Annotated in this window: 10 protein-coding genes; 3 read left to right on the forward strand and 7 right to left on the reverse strand. The window is 44.1% G+C overall.

The genetic code is table 11. The features are described 5' to 3' along the window. Positions 1–56 precede the first annotated feature (56 nt). Positions 57–9,467, reverse strand: a complete 9,411-nt coding sequence (locus IGI86_RS10670) for an Ig-like domain-containing protein (protein WP_430617266.1) — start codon at positions 9,465–9,467, stop codon at positions 57–59. A 1,153-nt stretch (positions 9,468–10,620) separates the two neighbouring features. Here IGI86_RS10670 and IGI86_RS10675 point away from each other — a divergent pair. Further along, on the forward strand, positions 10,621–11,505 hold the full coding sequence (locus IGI86_RS10675) for a helix-turn-helix domain-containing protein (protein WP_144330535.1): 885 nt from the start codon (positions 10,621–10,623) through the stop codon (positions 11,503–11,505). Positions 11,506–11,576: 71 nt separating this feature from the next. Here the strand turns inward: IGI86_RS10675 and IGI86_RS10680 are convergent, their stop codons facing one another. Further along, positions 11,577–13,139, reverse strand: a complete 1,563-nt coding sequence (locus tag IGI86_RS10680; RefSeq protein WP_430617267.1) for a polysaccharide deacetylase family protein — start codon at positions 13,137–13,139, stop codon at positions 11,577–11,579. Positions 13,140–13,373: 234 nt separating this feature from the next. Here IGI86_RS10680 and IGI86_RS10685 point away from each other — a divergent pair, with 234 nt between their 5' ends. Beyond that, complete coding sequence (locus IGI86_RS10685) at positions 13,374–14,045, forward strand: CPBP family intramembrane glutamic endopeptidase (RefSeq protein WP_061054343.1); 672 nt, start codon at positions 13,374–13,376, stop codon at positions 14,043–14,045. 82 nt (positions 14,046–14,127) lie between these two features. Here the strand turns inward: IGI86_RS10685 and IGI86_RS10690 are convergent, their stop codons facing one another. Next, on the reverse strand, positions 14,128–16,803 hold the full coding sequence (locus IGI86_RS10690; RefSeq protein ID WP_429969776.1) for a MucBP domain-containing protein: 2,676 nt from the start codon (positions 16,801–16,803) through the stop codon (positions 14,128–14,130). 636 nt (positions 16,804–17,439) lie between these two features. Here IGI86_RS10690 and IGI86_RS10695 point away from each other — a divergent pair. Beyond that, the gene (locus tag IGI86_RS10695) at positions 17,440–18,054 is read left to right on the forward strand and encodes a helix-turn-helix domain-containing protein (RefSeq protein WP_429969775.1); all 615 of its coding nucleotides are present in this window, start codon (positions 17,440–17,442) and stop codon (positions 18,052–18,054) included. Positions 18,055–18,166: 112 nt separating this feature from the next. On the opposite strand, the gene IGI86_RS10700 is transcribed toward IGI86_RS10695, so the two are convergent. The 4 genes from IGI86_RS10700 to rfbC are packed head-to-tail and all read right to left on the reverse strand — an operon-like array spanning position 18,167 to position 21,889. Continuing rightward, entirely contained in the window at positions 18,167–19,333 is a 1,167-nt protein-coding gene (locus IGI86_RS10700) for a nucleotide sugar dehydrogenase (RefSeq protein WP_429969774.1), read from the reverse strand. 42 nt (positions 19,334–19,375) lie between these two features. Then, on the reverse strand, positions 19,376–20,215 hold the full coding sequence (rfbD, locus tag IGI86_RS10705; RefSeq protein ID WP_430617268.1) for a dTDP-4-dehydrorhamnose reductase: 840 nt from the start codon (positions 20,213–20,215) through the stop codon (positions 19,376–19,378). 50 nt (positions 20,216–20,265) lie between these two features. Further along, positions 20,266–21,294: a dTDP-glucose 4,6-dehydratase gene (gene rfbB, locus IGI86_RS10710; protein WP_034872201.1), complete on the reverse strand. Its 1,029-nt coding sequence runs from the start codon at positions 21,292–21,294 to the stop codon at positions 20,266–20,268. 13 nt (positions 21,295–21,307) lie between these two features. Continuing rightward, positions 21,308–21,889 carry a dTDP-4-dehydrorhamnose 3,5-epimerase gene (gene rfbC, locus IGI86_RS10715; RefSeq protein WP_081116774.1) on the reverse strand — a complete coding sequence of 194 codons (582 nt, stop codon included), beginning with the start codon at positions 21,887–21,889 and terminating at the stop codon, positions 21,308–21,310. Positions 21,890–21,891: the final 2 nt, after the last annotated feature.

The raw sequence follows: 21,891 nt of genomic DNA on the forward strand, positions 1-21,891 counted from the left end.
ACTATTGTTCACTAGAGATACCAGCGGAGGATGTCCACTCCGCTGGTAAAGTCATGCTATTTTTGTTGGTCTTTTTTCTTTCTTGCTTTGAAGAACAAACCAATTCCTCCTACAACGAAGACTGCTGCCCCAATCAGTGAAGCATACCAAGTTCCTTCAGATCCCGTTTTCGGTAGGTACTTACTTCCCCACCAGCTTTGGTTGTTATTGCTACCGTTGCCGTTGTTGTTCCCCCAACTGCCCCAGTTACCCCAAGCGCCGTTGCTTCCGTCGGTACCATTCGTTCCATTGGTACCGTCCGTGCCATTGCTACCGTCCGTGCCATTGCTACCGTCCGTGCCATTGCTACCGTCCGTGCCGTCGGTACCATCCGTACCATTGTCACCCGTTGGTACCACGATTGGTGTTGCTGCACTGCGGTATTCTCTGCCACCTGCTGTAACGATAGCCACAACGTTAAGGGTTTCTTCTGGTGAAACATCCTCTGGGTCTAATGTGATGCTGAAGGCACCATTCCCATTGGTCGTTCCAGTTCCGACAACGTCACCCGCTTCATTCAAGATTTCGATCGTCGCATTGGCTGGCCCATTCCCGAAGACTGGATAGCCATCGGTAGGATTGCCAGTGATCGTGGCAACCGGTGCGTCAACCGTCAAGGCACCGACTACGGTCGTCGTCGGATCACTTAAGGTTTCGCCTTCGGCTAAAGCAAGAACCGTAACAGTTTCGCCTTCCGTCGCTTCCGCGGATAACTCAACATCCCAGTCACCATTTTGATCGGCGATCGTTGTGATTGGTCCTTCAGCCGCGAAGATGGTCAGGAATCTACTTGTTAACGGATCGCTGATGGTAACGGTGATCGTAGCACCTGGCTCACTCGTTCCGCTGATCGTTGTATCACCAGCCGTAACTGGGTCAATGGTTGGTGTATCTGTCTTGATGCTTTCATCATCGACAGGTACGACGATTGGTGTCGGATTACTGCGGTAGTCATCCCCACCAGCAGTGACGATCGCCACAACCGTTAAGTTTTCTTCTGGTGCGACATCCTCACTAGTCAATGTGATCGTATAGTCACCATTTTCATCGGTCGTGCCTGTTCCAACGACATCCCCCGCTTCATTCAAAATTTCAATCGCTGCATTGGCAGGCCCGTTCCCGGTTACTGGATAGCCTTCTTGGGAATTACCCGTAATGGACGCTGAAGGTGCGTTGACCGTGATGCCATTAACAACGGTCGTTGCTGGTTCACTGGTGGTTTCTCCTTCACTTTGCGCCACTGCTGTTACGATTTCATCTCGAGAAACTTCTGCAACTTCCACTGACCAATTTCCTGCTTCATCTGCTTCGGTTTCAACCGCTTCTTCTCCCGTTACCGTCACGGTGACCATCGATCCCGGTACAGCAGTACCAGTGATGGTCGTGTCACCAGCTGTGACTGGTTCGATGATTGGTGTGGCGGTTTGATCGATCGTATTCTCAACGGGCACTACGATTGGTGTGGCATTACTCCGATAGTCTTTGCCGCCGGCTGTAATGATCGCAACGACGTTCAATGATTCTTCAGGAGAAACATCTTCACCAGAGAGCGTGATCGTGTAGTTGCCATTTTCATCAGTATTGCCTGATCCAACGACATCCCCCGCTTCATTCACGATTTCAATCGCCGCATTTGGTGCTGCCATCCCCGTCACTGGATAACCATCCTCTGGATTGCCAGTGATGGAAGCGGTCGGTGCTGAAACCGTGATGCCATCCACACTCACTGTGATTGGTGCACTAGGGTCTTTTTCAGGGGATTGTGCCACAACAGTGACGGTATCACCCTCCGCAACTTCAGGTACCTCGACTGTCCAATTGCCCTCTTCGTTCGTTTCAGTTGTGATCGGTTCATTTTCACCAATCGTTACCGTCACCGTCGAACCTGGTTCGGCAGTCCCGCTGATCGTCGTATCGCCAGCTTTGACTGGATCGATCGTTGGTGTTGCAGTTTGTTGCTCTTCTTGATCCAAAGGTACCACGATTGGTGTCGCATTACTGCGGTATTCTTTGCCGCCAGCTGTCAGAACTGCGACGACTGTTAGGCTTTCCGCTGGTGCAACAGCTGTTGGTTCAAGAGTGATACTGTAGTTTCCTTCCGCGTCTACGGTTCCTGAACCGACGATTTGTCCATCGCTATTCAAGATTTGTATGGTGGCATTGGCTGGTGCCGTTCCACTTACTGGATAGCCGTCGGTGCTATTGCCTGTGATAGTTGCACTAGGAGCAGTGACCGTCAACGCACCCACACCAACTGTGACTGGAGCGCTTGGGTCTTTGTCAGGTGATTGTGCCACAACAGTGACTGCATCGCCTTCAGAAACTTCTGGTACTTCTGCCGTCCAATTGCCTTCGTCATCCGTTTCAGCCGTGATTGGTTCCGCATCTGGTACGGTGATCGTCACGGTTGAACCTGGTTCAGCCGTTCCGCTGATGCTGGTATCCCCCGCCGTGATTGGATCGATCGTTGGTGCTGCTGTCTGATCCACTACCGTTTCTGCTGGTACGATGACCGCTGTTGGATTACTGCGGTACTCTTTCCCACCAGCTGTAACGATGGCAACGACGTTTAAGGTTTCTTCTGGATCGACAGTTTCAGCAGTTAAGTCCACTGTATAGTTGCCGTCTCCATCAGCAGTGCCTGTTCCAACGACTTCATTGTCTGCGTTCAAGATCTCGATCGCTGCATTGGCTGGTGCTGTACCAGTCACTGGGTAGCCATCCGTGCTGTTGCCGCTGATGGAAGCTGTTGGTGCTGCGACAGTCACTCCTTCAACGATGACAGTGATTGGATCACTTGGGTCTTTGCCGTCACTGTCTGCGACGACTGTGATGGTATCCCCTTCAGACAATTCAGGCACATCGACACTCCAGTTGCCCTCATCATCTGTTTTGGCGGTTTCTTCTGTGCCGTCAGGTAGTGTCACAGTCACAGTTGAGCCTGGTTCTGCCGTTCCGCTAACTGTTTCATCGCCTGCTTTGATTGGATCAACCGTTGGTGCCGTTGTTTGATTTTCACCCGGTTCAGCTGGCACCATGATTGGTGTCGCTGGACTACGATAATCTGTACCACCAGCTGTTACCACCGCAACTACCGTCAAGTTTTCTTCAGGAGAGACATTTTCACTGGTCAAATCGATCGTGTAAAGCCCTGCATCATTGGTCGTACCCGTTCCAACTGTCTCGCCAGCTTCGTTCAAGATTTCGATGGTCGCATTCGCTGGTCCTGTTCCGGTCACTGGATAACCTTCGGCTGCATTGCCACTGATGGACGCACTAGGAGCCGCCACCGTTAATGCACCGACTGTGATCGTTGCTGGTGTACTTGGTGTTTCATTTTCTACTTCTGCTACTGCCGTAACAGTCGTCCCTTCGGAAAGCTCTGGCACATCAACTTGCCAATTGCCCTCTTCGTCAACTTCGGCTGAGATTGGGTCTTGCTCACCGACCGTCACGTTGACTATTGCTCCTGGTTCGGCTGTCCCGCTGATTTCTGTTGCGCCGGCAACTGCTGGATTGATCGTTGGTGTCGCCGTTTGATCCGCAGGTACCACGACAGCCGTTGGTTGACTACGGAAGTCATCCCCACCTGCTGAAACGATGGCAATGACACGGACCGTTTCTCCTGCTGATGCCTCTTCACTGGTCAAGGTAACGGTGTAAACACCATTCTCATTGGCCGTCCCTGTGCCAATCACTTGATCATCAGCATTAAAGATTTCGATTGACGCATTAGCTGGTGCTGTACCAGTTACTGGATAGCCATCTGCACTATTGCCAGAAATCGTTGCCGTTGGTGCTGCCACGATCAGCCCTTGCACCGTCACTGTTACTGGTAAACTTTCTGTTTTGCCGTCTGCCAAGGCAGTAACTGTCAAGACATCATCCAGAGAAACCGTCGGCACAGTTGCCGTCCACTCACCTTCGTCATTCGCTGCCACTGTAACAGTATCGCCGTTTGGTAGTTCAACCGTTACATCGGCCCCAGGTTCAGCCGTTCCGCTAACGGTTGTAGCCCCAGCAATCACTGGTGCGACAGTCGGTGCCGCTGTTTGGTCTTCTGCGTTATCTTCTGGCACCACGATAGTAGTTGCCGGACTGCGATAGTCTTGACCGCCGGCTGATACGATAGCCACCACGCGCAAGGTTTCTGCTGGTGAAACACCTTCTGTCAAGGTGATTGTATACTCACCGTCTCCATTGGCAGTACCACTGCCTACCACTTCATTGGCAGCATTTAAGATTTCAATGGTTGCGTTGGCTGGTGCTGTTCCTGTGACTGGATAGCCGTCAGTACTGTTGCCCGTGATCGTTGCGGTTGGTGCAGCCACGTTCAAGGCACCGACACCAACACTGATTGGTGCACTTGGGTCTTTGCCTTCAGCTTCAGCAACCACTGTGACCGTGTCGCCTTCTGAAAGTTCTGGTACGGTGACTGTCCAATTGCCTTCCTCATCCGTTTCGGCAGTCACTGGATCTTCTCCAGGAATCGTTACCGTCACCGTTGAACCAGGTTCGGCAGTCCCTCCGACGGATGTATCACCTGCTTGCACTTGATCGATCGTTGGGGTGGTCGTTTGGTCTGCTGGTACCACGATGGAGAGCGGCGCACTACGGTACTCATCGCCGCCAGCTGTTACCACTGCCACCACCTGAAGTGCTTCTGAAGGATCAACATCGTCGCTGCTCAATGTGATGCTGTAAGCACCTTCCTCATTTGCTTCACCGCTACCAACAACCTCACCGGCTGCATTTAAGATCTCAATCGCTGCATTTGGCGTGGCCGTTCCGGTTACTGGATACCCATCCGAACTATTGCCGCTGATCGCTGCTGTCGGTGTCGCCACAGTGAGTGGATTTACGACGACCGTAGCTGCATCACTTGGTGTTTCCCCATCAAGGGTCGCTACCACAGAAACAATTTCTCCTTGAGAAACCTCGGGCACAGTTGCCGTCCAATTGCCTTCGTCATCCGCTTCGGCAGTGACTGGCTCTGCGTCACCAATCGTGACTGAGACTGTCGCGCCAGGTTCAGCCGTACCACTGATGGTCGTGTCGCCGGCTGTCACCGATTCAATCGTTGGGACTGCAGTTTGATCCAAAGGTACTGTGATTGGTGCAGCCGCACTGCGGTACTCTTGACCACCGGCTGTGACTACCGCCACCACCCGTAAGGCTTCAGCTGGAGACGCGTCATTACTCGTTAACGTGATCGTATATTGGCCTTCGTCATTGGCGGTGCCAGTACCTATGACCTCGTCATCGGCATTCAAGATTTCGATGGCTGCATTGGCTGGTGCCGTTCCCGTTACTGGATAACCTGCGGTACTATTGCCGCTGATCGTCGCGGTTGGTGTAGCGATCGTCAACCCATTGACTCCAACACTGATCGGTGCACTTGGGTCTTTGTCTGGTGCTTGTGCGACCACTGTGACGGTTTCTCCTTCAGAAACTTCAGGAACTTCAACTGTCCAGTTCCCCTCGTCATCGGCTTCACCAGTAACAGGTTCTTCACCTGGGATCGTTACCGTCACCGTAGCGCCTGGTTCTGCGGTCCCACTGATCGTCGTATCCCCGGCATTGATTGGGTCGATGGTTGGTGATGCTGTTTGTTCAAGCTCATCTGCTGGGACCGTCACCGGTGTGGCAGGACTGCGGTACTGATCTCCGCCAGCTGTTACGATCGCAACGACAGACAAGGTTTCTTCTGGTGCTGCATCGGATGGTGCGATGGTTACCGTATAGTTTCCATCCCCATCGGCTGTCCCAGTCCCGATCACATCGCCTGACTCATTCAACACTTCGATCGCTGCGTTCACTGGAGCAGTCCCCGTGATTGGATAGCCATCGGTACTATTGCCGCTGATGATCGCTGTTGGTGCTGCAACGGTGACTCCATTGACTCCAACGCTGACTGGCGCGCTTGGCTCTTTGCCTTCGGCTTCCGCAACGACTGTGACTGTATCGCCACCAGAGACTGCTGGCACTTCCGCAAGCCAGTTTCCTTCGTCATCCGTTTCAGCCGTTACTGGTTCTTGACCGGTGATCGTAACAGTAACCGTCGAACCTGGTTCTGCCGTTCCGCTAATCGTGGTATCACCTGCTGTGACCGGATCGATCGTTGGTGTCCCTGTTTGTTCAATGTCTGCTGGTACCGTGATTGGCGTGGCATTACTGCGGTAGTCTTGACCGCCCGCTGTCACAACTGCCACCACCTGCAAGGCTTCTTCTGGCGCCACATCAGCTGGATCTAAGATGACGGTATAAACACCCGTGTCATCCGCCGTCGTGCTACCAACGACCTCTCCTGCTTCATTCAAAATCTCAATGGCCGCATTCGGCGTGGTTGTTCCACTGACCGGATAGCCATCCGTACTATTGCCTGTGATGGAAGCGCTCGGTGCACTGACAGTCACACCATCAACGGTCACGGTAATCGGTGCACTTGGCTCTTTGCCTTCTACTTCGGCAACGACTGTTACCGTATCACCTTCCGTTAATTCTGGTACCGTCGCTTCCCAATTGCCTTCGTCATCGGCTTCTGCCGTGATCGGATCGCCTTCAGGCAGCGTAATCGTCACAGTTGCCCCTGGTTCAGCCGTTCCGCTGACGGTCGTATCCCCAGCTGTTACTGGGTCGATCGTTGGTGTTTCAGTTAAATTTTCGACATCATCTGCAGGAACTACAAGCGGTGTGCCTGTACTGCGATAGTCTTCACCACCAGCCGTCACGATCGCTTCCACTCGTAAGTTGTCACCAGCTGTCACCTCTTGAGGATCAAGGGTGATCGTGAAGTTGCCATCCTCATCAGCTGTTCCGCTACCAACGACCTCTCCTGCTTCATTCAAAATTTCAATTGCTGCATTGGCAGTCGCTGTTCCCGTTACTGGATACCCATCTGTACTATTTCCGGTGATCGTAGCCGTTGGCGCCGCCACGGTTAAACCGTTTACACTCACGGTGATTGGTGCACTCGGATCTTTGCCTTCAGACTCAGCTACGACGGTCACGGAATCGCCTTCTGATAATTCAGGAACCGTTGCTTCCCAGTTGCCTTCATCATCGGCTTCAGCCGTGATTGGATCGCCTTCAGGAAGCGTGATCGTTACCGTTGCCCCCGGTTCCGCTGTCCCACTAACGGTCGTATCTCCAGCACTGACTGGATCGATCGTTGGTGTTTCCGTCTGCAGGATATCTGCAGGCACCACAACAGGTGTTGGGTTGCTTCGATAGGTTTCGCCGCCAGCGGTCACAACCGCTGTCACATTCAGGGTTTCTTCCGCGTCAACATCCGCTGGATCTAACGTGACTGTATAAACACCATTCTCATTGGCGGTACCTGTTCCGACAATTTCGCCATCCGCATTGGTGATCTCAATGGCCGCATTTGGTGCTGCTGTTCCAGTCACTGGATAGCCCTCTTGACTATTTCCTGTGATCGAAGCCGTTGGTGCGTTGACTGTTAAGGCGGACACGGTGGTGCTAGCCGGTTGGCTTGGCGTTTGTCCTGCTAGTTCGGCGATAGCTGAAACCGTATCGCCCTCTGACACTTCGTCCACATCAACACGCCAATTGCCCTCTTCATCGGCTTCCGTCACGATCGGATCTGCACCGTTGACGGTCACAGTAATCGAGGCACTAGGCTCAGCAGTTCCGCTGACGCTTGTATCCCCGGCAGTCACCGGATGAATCGTTGGTGTTCCCGTTTGTTGCTCCGCATCGTCTGCTGGAACGACGATTGGCGTATTGCCACTACGGTAAGTTTGCCCACCGGCAGTGACGATTGCAGCAACATTCAAGTTTTCATTTTCCGCTACATCTGCTGGGTTCAACGTGATACTGTAGTTGCCGTTCTCATTTGCCGTCCCAGAGCCAACGACTTCACCTTCGGCATTGGTGATTTCAATGGCTGCATTTGCTGCGGCTGTCCCCGTCACAGGGTACCCATCGGTACTATTTCCTGTAATCGAAGCCGTTGGTGCATTAACCACTGGTGCTGCTACCGTTGCCGTTGCAGGCTCACTCGCCGATTCCCCATCAGCTTCCGCTACTGCTGTGACTGTATCGCCTTCCACCAATTCAGGGACATCTGCCGTCCAATTGCCGTCACCATCTGCGGTTGTTGTAATAGGTGCACCGCCGTTGATCGCCAATGTGATGGCTGCGCCTGGCTCAGCTGTTCCGCTGATCGTCGTTTCCCCTGCTGTCAATGGATTGATTGTTGGTGTATCGGTTTGATCTTCTGGTGTATCTGGCGCAAACCAAATCGAGTTATTGCCGTCAGCATCCGTAAATAAATCAATGGTGATCAAATCAAGTTGAGACATCGTTCCTTCGAAGCGGGCTTCGTAAGGATTAGATGGATTCGCCACGCCGTTTTCAACCAATTGTGCATAGGTCGGACTGGTGACATTCGTTGGAATGACCACATTGGTTTGACCTAAAACAGATGCAGAAGCGATTTGATCTGCTAAATCTGTCGTTGCATTGAAGACTGTTTGTGCTGTTTCAACCGTTGCGTTTAAAGTGGCTTTAGCTGTATTAACGGTACTTTGTACCAACGTATTGATTTGACCGATCAAGGTACCGATGCCTGGAATCCCACTTGCACCATCCAAAATACTGACTTGAATCTGGGCTGCTTGTAAATTATCGAGAATTTGATTGATGCGTTGATTGATAACGATAAATAAACCATCATCCACATTGGCAATCAGGGCACGTTCGTTATCGGTTAGTCCAGCTGGAACTTCAAAATTCGCTTGGCCAAATTGTCCAAGTTGATTTAATAAGTCTAACTGGGTAGTGATTTCATCTAAGTTGACGGATATCACTTGGCTAACATCCACGATTGAAGCCGCCGTATACAACGGATTTGGCAAGCCGCCAACGATTGTTGGCGGAATATCAAGTGCATCAGCTAAATTTTGATTGACGATTCCATCCACCGTGCTGATCAAGGTATTGACTGCTGGTGTGACTGTACCGATCAGTGTTTGCAAGGCTGGGAAATTCCCCAGTTGGAGTATCACATTGGTGGAAATCGATGCATTCCCTGCCGGTTGAACCAAACCAGTAAGGCCTTGAGGAACCCCAACAACCGCGACTTTATCCCCATTCAAGACATCAACCGTTACTGCATTCGATCCAGAAATCGAGAAATTGACTTGGTTCGTTGCACCAGGAGTTGCATAAGGTGCAGACGCACTCGTGCCTGAGTTATTAGACGCTGTGATATCTGAGAAAAGTTCAGCTGAAACCAAAGCAGCTTCAACCGTCGTTGGTGCCCATAACAAACTTGCTGGCACGACCACCGTACTTGTCAACAACATTCCACTGACAGTTAAATTCGCAATAATATTTTTCTTTGTTCGAACGCGTGTGTTTTTCTTTGAATCCATGAGCTTTTTATAATTAATGCCTTTCATTCATTCTCCTCCTGTTCGAAAAAAATTTAACCGACAAAAGATAAAACTGATGATCTCTGGAATCCTTCTTTCCCCCTTTAAAACCAGATGAAAATCTATTTCAACCCAACACCTAAAGGCATAGAGAGAAAACAAAAAGTAACCGATCGCAAAGCGAAGATTTTTTCGCATGCTTTCTGAAAAACCCAGTGATTTTTGTTCAAATAGTTTAGAAGCACATTAGCTCACTCTTGTGAAACTAAAAAATAAAATAACTAAACGAACACACTGTGTACCAAAATTCTAGCAAATTTATTTCTTTCCAACAAATTATAAACACGATAAATAATTAAAAAAACACTGAATTTCACCTTTCAAAACACAAAAGGTTTATTTTATAAACAAGCAGAAATTATTTATATTTATCTTATAAACAAATGTATAATGATAAAATATTGCCTTTTTTCGTCAGTTAACCTTTCTTTTTTTTATGTTTAATCAATATAATGAATACGATTTCAATTGCATGTTTATACATCTGGATAGAGAAAAATGATGATTGTGTTTTTTCATGATTTTAACCTCGTTTTTTACCTCCGCAAATAAAAAAACAAAAATAATTTAGACGTTTTTTCACGATATCACCTAAAATAACTCTTGCTAACAAAAAAAAGGAATCGAAACGCTCGCAGAAAGTTCTGTGAAAAAAGAATGAAACTATTCTATCAAAATCAACGTTGCACTATTATGAACGATTATTTCTTCAGTTGCTCTTCGCTGCTTTTCATCCTCACCTAGTTATTTGGTCCTACATTTCGGACGTAAACGTTCATTCTACTCGAAGCGGTTATACTTGTTGGTAAGAAGGAAACACCGCTGCCAAATTGGCTTCTTCTAATACGACTTAAGGAGCAACAAACGATGCATTGGCTAGTAATGATTTTTCTATTGATCTGCCTTAGTTTTGTCTAAAAAAAGCGTGAGAACCGAATGTTCTCACGCTTTTCTACGATCCCCCTCTGAGGATCCTCTATCACAAAGATTACTGAACGATTTCTTCCACCAAATCAAGGAAAGTCTGAAATAAAAGACCTTTTAGATTCCTCTATTGGCTTTACTTTACTATAATGGGGATACAAGATCTCATTAATTCAACGAGAGCGGAGGCTTTCTTATGTATGGCGAAACGATCAGACAAATCCGATTGAAAAAAGGCTTCACCCAAAAAGAAGTCTATGGCACGATTATTTCAAAGTCTTATGCCATCGAGTTCGAAAAAGGCAAGCATCAAATTGCTGCCAACCTGCTGTTGCAAATTTTAGAAAATCTCTCAATGGATATCGATGAATTTCTCTATATCGCGAATGGCTATCGCCTGGATGAGCAAAACAGCTATAATCATCGGTATAATCAATATTCAAACAAACACGATCTGCCAAATTTACAAAAGCTGTTACAGGAACTACAACAAACCACTAGTAGACTGAACAATATCCGTATTGCAGAGGTTCGCTCGCGAATTCGCATGCTACAATGCTTGGCAAAACATGGGGTCTATCGACAAAGTGCTGTTTTAGAATGCGATCGCCAAACGATCACTTCTTACCTCATTGATGTTGAGAGCTGGACGTTACAAGAAATCCAACTATTTGGCAACACCATCGATCTTCTGGACAACGACCATAATTTCCTCTTTTTCAAAAAAGTATCCAAGATGCTCGAGTACTACATCGATATGGAAAAAGGTCGTGAAATCTACTGCGCCTTGCTGATCAATTTGATTGAATATACGCTAAAACACCAGCAGTACGATGCGACGGAAGTTCTCGTTGTCCAATTGAAACTTTTAGCGACAGACTACAAAGAATTTTTCCACCAAACCGTCTGCAAGTTTTTCCAAGGCGTGTTGCTCATAAGAACCGGCGATCAAAAAGCTGGTGAAACGATCACGCAAAAGATGTTGGCTATTATGCGAGAACTGGATCAAGAAGCCCTTGCCGATGATTTTGCTTTGCTATTGGATGAAGATTATCTCCGAGCATTTGCCTCCTCCGAGTGATAAAGCGGCAACTGCAGCGTTCGTTAATAAAAAAAGGAAGTGATGATTGCCATCACTTCCTTTTTCAGCTATTAGCTAACACTACGTTCGTCTGTCGCTCCAAAGTATTGATACATTGGTTTTTGGTTGCCATTGAGCAATTGATCCACCGTCACAAATTCATAGCCTTGCGCTTTCAGCGTTTGAATAATACCAGGTACGGCTTGAACGGATTTCGGATGAATATCATGGAGCAGAATTATTGAACCATCGTAGACATTATTTTGTACGACCTTCAAAATTTTGTTCGGATCTTTTAGCTTCCAATCCTCGGTATCAACACTCCATTGAATGATCGATTTTCCTGCCGCTTGGGCGCTCTGTTGATCGATCGCCCCATACGGCGGGCGCAAATTCTTAGGTAAGACTCCTGTTGCCTGATAGATTGCTTTGTCGGTCTTAGTTATTTCAGCTTTGACATCCTCCGGCGACAACGTATTTAATTGCGGATGTGAATAGGAGTGACTGGCAATTTCATGCCCTTCCTCATGGACTTTTTTCGATACTTCAGGATATCGATCCACCATTTGTCCTAATTCAAAAAACGTTGCTTTGACATCGTTGTCCTTTAAAATCTTCAAAAGATCTAATGTGGTTGTGTCGTTAGGGCCATCATCGAAAGTCAGTGCAACATATTTTTTGTTTTGGTCCAATGTCGATTGTTGCTCTTTCAATTGATCCGCATTAACAAGTTCCGGATCAATAAACGGTGCAATCTCTTTGTACGCCAACGTGATCTCAGATACGCCAGTTTGATTTTGGGGCAACTGGATCGTTAATTTTTCAGGATCATACGTAAATTTCGACTCATAGGTGATTCGATCCATCGCCAAGACCGCATCAATGACTTTATCAGGTTCCTTGGCTTGGTCTAAAATCTTTTGCTGAATGACTTGCTGGATCCCTAACAAGCTGCCTTCATCTGGAACCAAGTCTTTCAAGGATAATTCATTGCCGGTTTTCTCGGAAATAAAAATTGGATCGGCAACCACGCTATCCGCATCTTCAAAGCGACCAGTTTCCCGGTTCCAAACATAGCTGTCCGCTTTTAAAGAATAGGTTGACACTTTCGATGCGACAGCTTGTGCTTCAATCCGAGCAACAGTGACTGTCTCTTTGTCGGTGTGTTTTTTGCATAATTTGTTCGCCATGGTCGACAATTTCTTGCTTGCATCTTTGACAGGAATCGTACTTTCTTCTTTTGGTCGGAAAATCAATTCTTTCTTGTCCCCATTAGACAATGTTTCGAGTTTTGCTGGGATTCCCTCTTTAACTTGTTCTTCTTGGATCGATGCCAATAACTTTTCAGCAGCAGCCTCATATTTTTCCCGTGCCAAGGCTTCTTGCTGCTTCAACGTAAAGGCGATATAGCCGCCAGTGGCGATAATGACAATTGTCAGAAGCGTCATCAATGAAAAGAGATACTTGCGATGGGTTGGCTTCTTTTTAGAAACTTGACGATTGGTGGTTTGCGTGCGTCTTGCCGTTCCCGTTGTTTGCTCTTGATGTGATTCGACCCTTGAAAAAGGTGCTTGTTTTTCAGACGTCGCTTCTTTATGTTGTGAATTATTTGAATAATTGCTTGATTTCTTCATAAACATTCTCCCTAAAACATAATAACGTAAACAAAATGTAACATAAGCGTAATAATATTTCAACAGTGTTACAGAGATTCTTATAAACTTCTCTTTTTGTTCACCATTTTTGAGAATTATTCTAAGAAATCTTTTATTCTGATACTAATAAAAGCAAGCCTATCAGCCATGATATCGTATTCACTCCGTTTTATTTTCGTTTAAAAATAATGAGAGAGATCTTTTTGTACTTTGATGTTTTTTCTGTTTATAATTCAGCGTGTGGCAATTACTTTAAAGGATGTGTTCAAAATGAAACACAAGTCAACAACGTATTTATTTATTCTTACATTAGTCATCGGTTTAACCTATCAAATGCTTCCCTATACACCCCTAAGCGATTCCGTTTTATCCATCATTGGTACTGTATGGAATGTGATTTTGGCATTTGGTGCAGGGTACTTTCTCTTACGAAGGACCTTTTTGGAACAATTCAAGCATTTTCGTTTCATCGTTTTATTATGGGGTGTGCCTTTCGTCATTTTGACTGGCGTGTTCTTTTCCTTTATTTATGCCGCTATTTTTGGACAACCAACAACTAACTCGATCGGCGAAACCATCACTGTCCAAATGGTCTTTTTACAAGTACCCTTCATGTTGATGGGAGAAGAGTTGCTTAGTACCAATCTCTTGTTAGCTTTACAGAAAAAAGGATTCTCTTTCCTCTGGTCTTCCATCATTTGCAGTGTGCTGTTCGCTTTGTGGCATATCCCAGCGTACGGTTTTCATCCAGCACAATTATTGATCACCTTGATGCCCGCAAGATTGGCACTCAACTACGTCTGGAAAAAATCCAATAGTGTTTGGGTCAGCTGGATCTGCCATTTTCTTTATGATGGACTCGGTTTTATTTCATTCTTTCGTTAAATAATCAAAAAAAGGACAGCTGAATCGTAGCTGTCCTTTTTTGATAGTCAGTAACGCCTTTCCCCAATGACTTACTTGATCGCTATTTTTGCTTTCTGAAATAAAGCCAGCTTGCTGTGGCGACGAAGCACAAACCAACTACAAATGGGAACAACGTCCCCTGCTCATCGGTTTGCGGCAATCCTTGCGCAGAAGTGCTTTTTTTCGAAGTAACAGTCGCTGTTGGGTCTTTTTCTTTTTTATCAGAACTATCCACTGTTGCTACGTTTTCTTTTGTATAAACATACGTCACAGTTGCCTCCTGCTTACCGAATGTGCCTTTGGCATTTTGCGGCAGCTGACTTCCGTCTAATATGTAGCCGTCGATTGTTAGTTGATATTTTTCTGTGCTGGCATCATAAGAGTCGCCTACGTTTCCAGTTATAATTTGAGGAGGGTGAATTTCTTTGCCTTCTGTGTCCACATACTCCACTGTTATATCCGCTGCTGGTATCGGATTTTTTTTGTAGATGTAGGTGACTGTTTGTGCTGTTTCGCTAAACAAACCTTTACTATTTTCTGGTAATTGGCTTTGATCTAAGGTGTAGCCTTCAATTGTTACTTGGTATTTTTCTGTGCTAGCATCGTAAGATTCGCCTACATTTCCACTGATCGTTTGTGAAGGATGAATTTCTTTGCCTTCTGTATCCACGTACTCCACTGTTACATCAGTTGCTGGTACCGGATTTTTCGTGTAGATATAGGTGACTGTTTGTGCCGTTTCTCCAAACACACCCTTATTGTTTTCTGGTAATTGACTTTGATCTAAGGTGTATCCGTCGATTATTAGTTGATATTTTTCTGTACTAGCATCGTATGGGTCGCCTACATTTCCACTGATCGTTTGAGAGGAGTGAATTTCTTTACCTTCTGTATCCACGTACTCCACTGTTACATCAGCTGCTGGTACCGGATTTTTTATGTAGATGTACGCAACTGTTTCCGCTGTTTCGCTAAAAATACCTTTACTATTTTCTGGCAACTGGGTTTCATCTAGAGTATAGCCTTCGATCGTTACTTTATATTGATGTGTGCTGGCATCGTATGAATCACCTATACTTCCGCTAATGGTTTGGGAGTCATGAATTTCATTGCCCTCTGTATCAACGTATTTTACTGTTATATCCGCTGCTGCCATCGGATTTTTTATGTAAATGTAGGTAACAGTTTGGGCCGTTTCGCTGAATACACCGATACCATTTTCTGGTAGCTTAGTTTCGTCTAAAGTGTAGCCTTCGATTTTTAATTGATATTTTTCTACGCTGGCATCGTATGATTCACCTACATTACCGCTAATCGTTTGGCTAGCGTGTATTTCATTGCCTTCTTTATCCACATACTCAATCGTTACATCTGCTGCTGGTACGGGATTTTTTGTATACACATAAGTGACTGTTTGCACCGTTTCGCCAAATACACCGATACCATTTTCTGGTAGTTTAGTTTCGTCTAAAGTGTAGCCTTCGATTTTTAATTGATATTGTTCTGTGCTAGCATCGTATGGGTCCCCTACATTTCCACTGATCGTTTGAGAAGGATGAACTTCTTTGCCTTCTGTATCTACGTACTCGACTGTTACATCTGCTGCTGGTACGGGATTTTTTGTATACACATAGGTGACCGTCTGTGCTGTTTCTCCCAAGATACCTTTACTGTTTTCTGGTAACTTAGTTTCATCTAACGTGTAGCCATCAATTGTTAACTTATATTCTTCGTTGCTGACATCATATGGTTCACCAATCTTACCGGTCAAGGTCTGCATCTCATGGATTTCTTGCCCTTGACCATCAAGGTATCGGACATTTACCTCTCCAATTTGCTCCGGATCGACAATGACATTGACCACATGTGTGGTATTCACGCTATAGGAGGTTTGTCGAGCCATAAAAATTGCTACATAGGAACCTGGGTTGCTTGGGTCAACATTGGTGTAGTAAGGATAGATTTGCGAGTCAGAAATGCTTTTTTCTATATTGCCGCTAAAATTTAGTTTAAACGCCTCAATGCCTAATGCTTTGGTTGAGAAATCAAACGTACTGTTTACAGGAATATGAATCGTATCGGGACTGTTTCCAAAAGCATACTCACCCGTAATTAAACGCTCGTAGAGTTCAAGTGTTTTCGTTTCCCCAGGCTGCAAGGTGATGGAATTTCCAACCGACGTGAATGCATAGTTTTGTCTTTGATTCGTGGTACCAACTTGCTTAATAAAATAGCCACCTGAAGGAAGTTGAAATGTAACCTTTCCTGAACTGTCCGTGACTAACAATGTCACTTCACCAGATGTCGAGGAGGTCAATGTGAAATAAGCTCCTTGGATCGGTTGGTTTGAATTACCATCTAACACTTGAACCGTCAGTTGCCCATTGACAGCTCTTGCAGCTGAAGCATTAACAGATGAGGGAACCTTATCTACAGTGCTTACAGCAGAATCTTCTTTAATATCTGATTCACAAATATTTTTTTCATTATCACTGTTGACTTGCGTTTGCTCGTTTTTAGCATCCACACTCGATGAGGTCATTGATGTCATCGCAGCATTATCTGCTTCCGTTGAATCATTTGTATCATTAGATGGTGTAGCTATCTTTTCGTCTTGCTCCAACTGTTGGGAATCTGAAAAACCTTCGCTTTCCGCCATTACCTGAAATGCTGGCGTTACCACCGCAGCACTTAATAGGATTATTAAAGACATAATATGTTTAAATTTCTTTTTCACAAACTTTCACCTTAACCTTCTTTTTCAAAATTTATACTTTTTTATTCAAGCTTTTTTCACGCCTGAATATCATTATAATTTATTAAATTTTAATTTACAAACATTTTTTTATTTATCGTATGCTCCACTCCTAGCTGAAGTTTTTATGCGGACTCATGAAATGCCCTTTATCTTGTGTATACCTGATTCATTTATCATTGCACTACATCACCTCTTCAGAATTTTATAATTCAAGTACCCTTCCCTTCAAGCAAATCCAGTGCAAATCAGCGCAAAGCTTCTTTGCATCCTTGTTTTATCAACGATTTCCGTTTCCCGAAAACAGGACACTATTTTCACCTAAGATTTCCTTTCTTTTTTGAATGACTCATATAAAAATACCTCCTAATTTTCAAAAGAGATATTTTTTTCAAGTTTCCAACTCAGAACAATAGAATTAGGTATTATTTAAAAGAAAAAAACACTAAAAATAATCGAGTTGCCGTGAATATCCAATGCGAAATTCTAAGCTAAACTCATTTTATTTTCATTTTTTGAAAACGAAGAAATACACTTGTGCATTTCTTCGTTAAATCGAGCTTTACAATTGTTTCTTTGAACCGCTTTATGATAGGATATGTCAGAAGGAGCATTAAAATGACTATAGCTGAAAAAATAAAAGAGAGTCGCTTGAAATTAGGACTCACCCAACAAGAAGTTTCCGAAAAATTATTTGTTACCAGACAAACGATCTCAAATTGGGAAAACAATCGAAGTACCCCAGACATTGATACATTGATTAAATTAAGTGATCTCTATAAAATCGATTTAGAATCACTGCTAAAACCAGAACAATTAGCAGACGAACCAGAAAGAATGAGTGAGGAGAAGAAACCAACCTTCCGCCTTCCTCTATACTTGCTCAATTTGACTGCAGTCTTCGCTTGCGTTTTCACCGACTTCTTAACACCTACAGGAACAATGACCCTATGGACAGCTGCTGCACATTTTTTGTTACTAGTTAACTTTGTCCTTTTATTCGGTTTTTTCCTCACAAAAAAAAGACCCCTTCCTGCAAAAACAATTGTCTTTGCATTAGGAAAAGGCCTGCTGATCTTAGCCATTATATTAGGTTTTACTCTTTGGTCGAATAAAGGAGCTTCCGCTGATGCGTTACATCTGATCGGCCATAATTATGGTCATTTTGTCTATTTGATGTTTAAAGCAATTGGGGTGATTTATTTGTTTGATTGGCGGAAGTTTGAGATGTAAGGACTCCAATTTCAAATTTAAAATCAAGAATGCAGTTGAGAACAATAATTGATTTGATTGCTCTCAACTACATTAAGATTTAAGAAGAATAATTTTATTCAACAAAACGAAGTTAGTTGTCTCCAAAGATATCTCTTGTATATACCTTATTCTCAACATCCTTCAAAATTTCTTCAAAACGATTGGTAACAATTACATCAGACAAATCTTTAAATTCATCTAAATCTTTTATTACTCTTGAATGATAAAATTCAGTTGCATCTAAAGTTGGTTCATAGACAACAACTTCTATACCTTTTGCTTTAATACGTTTCATAATCCCCTGGATGGAAGAATATCTGAAATTATCTGAGTTTGCCTTCATAGTCAGACGATAGATACCAACCATTTTAGGTTTTTTTGCAATAATTTGATCAGCAATAAAATCCTTACGGGTAGTATTCGCTTCTACAATAGCACCAATAATGTTACTAGGGACATCTTCATAATTTGCTCTTAACTGCTTTGTATCCTTCGGTAAGCAATAACCACCATAACCAAAGGAAGGATTATTATAATGTGAACCTATACGTGGATCTAATCCTACACCCTCAATTATTTGTCTACTATCTAAACCACGTGACTCTGCATAAGTGTCTAACTCATTGAAATACGCTACTCTCAGGGCAAGATACGTATTTGAAAAAAGTTTTATTGCCTCTGCTTCAGTAGAATGAGTGAGTAAAACTGGCACTTCTTCTTTAATACAACTATCTTTGAACATAGCAGCAATTTCTTTGCCCCGATCAGAAACCTCGCCTACAACAATTCTGGAAGGATATAAATTGTCATATAAAGCTTTGCCCTCTCTTAAAAACTCAGGAGAAAAGATAATATTCTCAGTATTAAATCTTGCCTTTATATCTAACGTATATCCAACTGGTACAGTTGATTTAATTATGAAGGTTGCATCTGGGCGTATCGCCAATGCTTTTTCTATAACGTCTTCAACTGTAGATGTATTAAAATAGTTCTTCACTTCATCATAATCAGTTGGTGTAGCAATAATTAGATAATCTGCAAATTTTACAGCGTCTTCAAAATCCTGCGTGAACTCAATATTCAAGTCGTCACGTTTCAAAAATTCGTGTATTTCTTTGTCTTCTAAAGGTGATTTCCTTTGACACAAAAGATTAACTTTTTCATTTACAATATCATACGCTTTAACATGTTCAGTTTGAGATAATAATAACGCGTTTGCTAAGCCAACATAGCCTAATCCAAAAACAGAAATGTTCATTTTTTATTCCACCAATACAAAATTTTTATAATACATCTCTAATTACTTACTAGATTGCACCATCATTCTTAAAGCTTCTTGCCATGTAGGAATTTCAAATCCCAACTCTTTTGCTTTTGAAAGATTCATCACCGAATATTGTGGTCGCTTCGCCTTTTGTGGGAACTCGGAAGAAGGAATCGGCTTGACAACTACATCTGAATCTTTTAGTATCTCGCACGCAAATTCATGCCATGAGCAGCTGTTATCATTGGAAAGATGATAAATTCCAGTCGGTGCTTGCTTTTCGATAACATAAAGCATAAATTTTGCTAATGTTCGTGTCCAAGTTGGGCGCCCATATTGATCATTGACTACTGTTAAAGTCTTATGTTCCTTAGCTAATCGCTTCATGGTATAGACAAAATTGTGTCCGTACTGTCCAAAGACCCAAGAAGTACGAATAATATAGTAATCCTCCAATATTTCTTGTACTGCTTGTTCCCCTAATAATTTGGTTCTTCCGTATTCATTTTGGGGATTTACTTGATCATCGACTTGGTATTCGCCAACTTGCTTTTCTCCATCAAAAACATAGTCAGTACTGATATAAACAAGTTTTGCACCTACAGCTTTTGCAGCCAGGGCCACATTTCTTGTGCCGGTGACATTGATTAACTCATCTAATTCTTTGCCTTCTTCTTCTGCTTTATCAACTGCGGTATACGCAGCACAATGAAAGATAACCGATGGGTGGATTTCTTTTACTTTCTCCATCGTGACCGTTTCATCTGTGATATCCATCTCTTTCGCATCGGTAGACACGTAGTCAATACCTTTTTCATCAAATAGATGACGTAATTCACTGCCTAATTGGCCATTTCCTCCTGTTATTAAGTACATAGATGATCGCTTCCTTTCAAAAAAGCAGGATCTCTCCTGCTTTTGATTCCTTATTGTCCCTGTTCTGCGTAACTTTTCTCAACTTGATCTTTTTCATCTTGCCACCAAGAAGGATTGTTTCGATACCAGTCGATCGTATCAGCTAGACCTTCTTCAAAATCCGTGAACATCGGCTGCCAACCCAATTCTTCTTTTAATTTTGAGGCATCGATGGCATACCGCAAGTCATGACCGGGGCGATCAGTCACATGATCATAGGCATCTTTTGGCTCTCCCATCAATGTTAAAATCGTTTCAATGACTGATTTGTTGTCTGCTTCTCCATCAGCACCAATCAAGTAAGTCTCGCCAATTCGACCTTTTGTTAAGATTGTCCATACTGCTGAAGAATGATCATTTGTATGGATCCAATCGCGAACATTTTTTCCTTCACCATATAATTTTGGTCGAATGCCACTCAGAATATTCGTAATTTGGCGTGGAATAAATTTTTCGATATGTTGGTAGGGACCATAATTATTGGAACAGTTAGAAAGGGTTGCCCGCAAACCGAACGAACGAACCCAAGCTTTGACTAATAAATCAGAGCCAGCCTTTGTGGAAGAATAGGGACTAGATGGGTTATAGGGTGTTTGGTCGGTAAACTTCTCCCCTGGTCCTTCCCCATGCCCTGGAAGATCTTTTCGTAACGGTAGATCGCCGTACACTTCATCGGTTGATACGTGGTGATAACGCACATCGTATTTTCGACAAGCTTCAATCAATGTATAGGTACCAATCAGATTTGTCTGAACAAAAGGAAATGGATCTTTCAATGAGTTATCATTGTGTGATTCTGCAGCATAATGAACCACTGCATCGGTTTGCTGGACCAACTGATCGACTAATGCGCTGTCAGCAATATCGCCAACCACTAACTCTACACGATCTTTTGGAAGACCCGCTAGATTTTCTTTGTTTCCAGCATAAGTTAGTTTATCTAAAACAGTGACATGGATCTCTGGGTGATGATTAACGACATAATGGACGAAATTTGACCCAATGAAGCCTGCCCCTCCGGTTACAATGATTTTTTTCATGTCCACTCGCTCCTTATATCTCGCCATAAATAAACGGGTTTTGTTCTTCAAACGCTTTTAAAGTTGGGTGATGTTGGTCTTTTTCCGAAAGAATCGCTTTTTCTTTTGCAATGGGCCAATCGATCGCCAAATCAGGATCATCAAATGCAATACCTGCATCAGCCTGAGCATCATAATAATTATCACACTTGTACAAAAAGTTTACGTTTGAAGTCAATGTCATGAACCCATGAGCAAATCCTTTAGGGACCAACAATTGTCGCTGATTACTTTCAGATAAAATATAGCCTTCCCATTCTCCATAGGTAGGACTTCCTTTTCTGATATCAACGATTACATCTAAAACGACACCCGTCACCACACGAATCAATTTGGTTTGCGCGGCAGTTCCTTTTTGAAAATGAAGTCCTCGCAAAACACCTGCTTCAACGGACAAGGAATGATTGTCCTGTACAAAGGTTTGTGTGATTCCTGCTTCTTGAAAATCAGCTTGAGAATAGCTTTCGGTGAAGAAACCACGATGATCACCAAAGACAGCAGGCTCTAAAATCAAGACATCTGTCAATTTTGTTTTTGTTACGGTTAATTTTCCCATGT

The organism is Enterococcus sp. AZ188 (assembly GCF_050544075.1).
Taxonomy (GTDB): Bacteria; Bacillota; Bacilli; order Lactobacillales; family Enterococcaceae; genus Enterococcus_D; species Enterococcus_D entomosocium.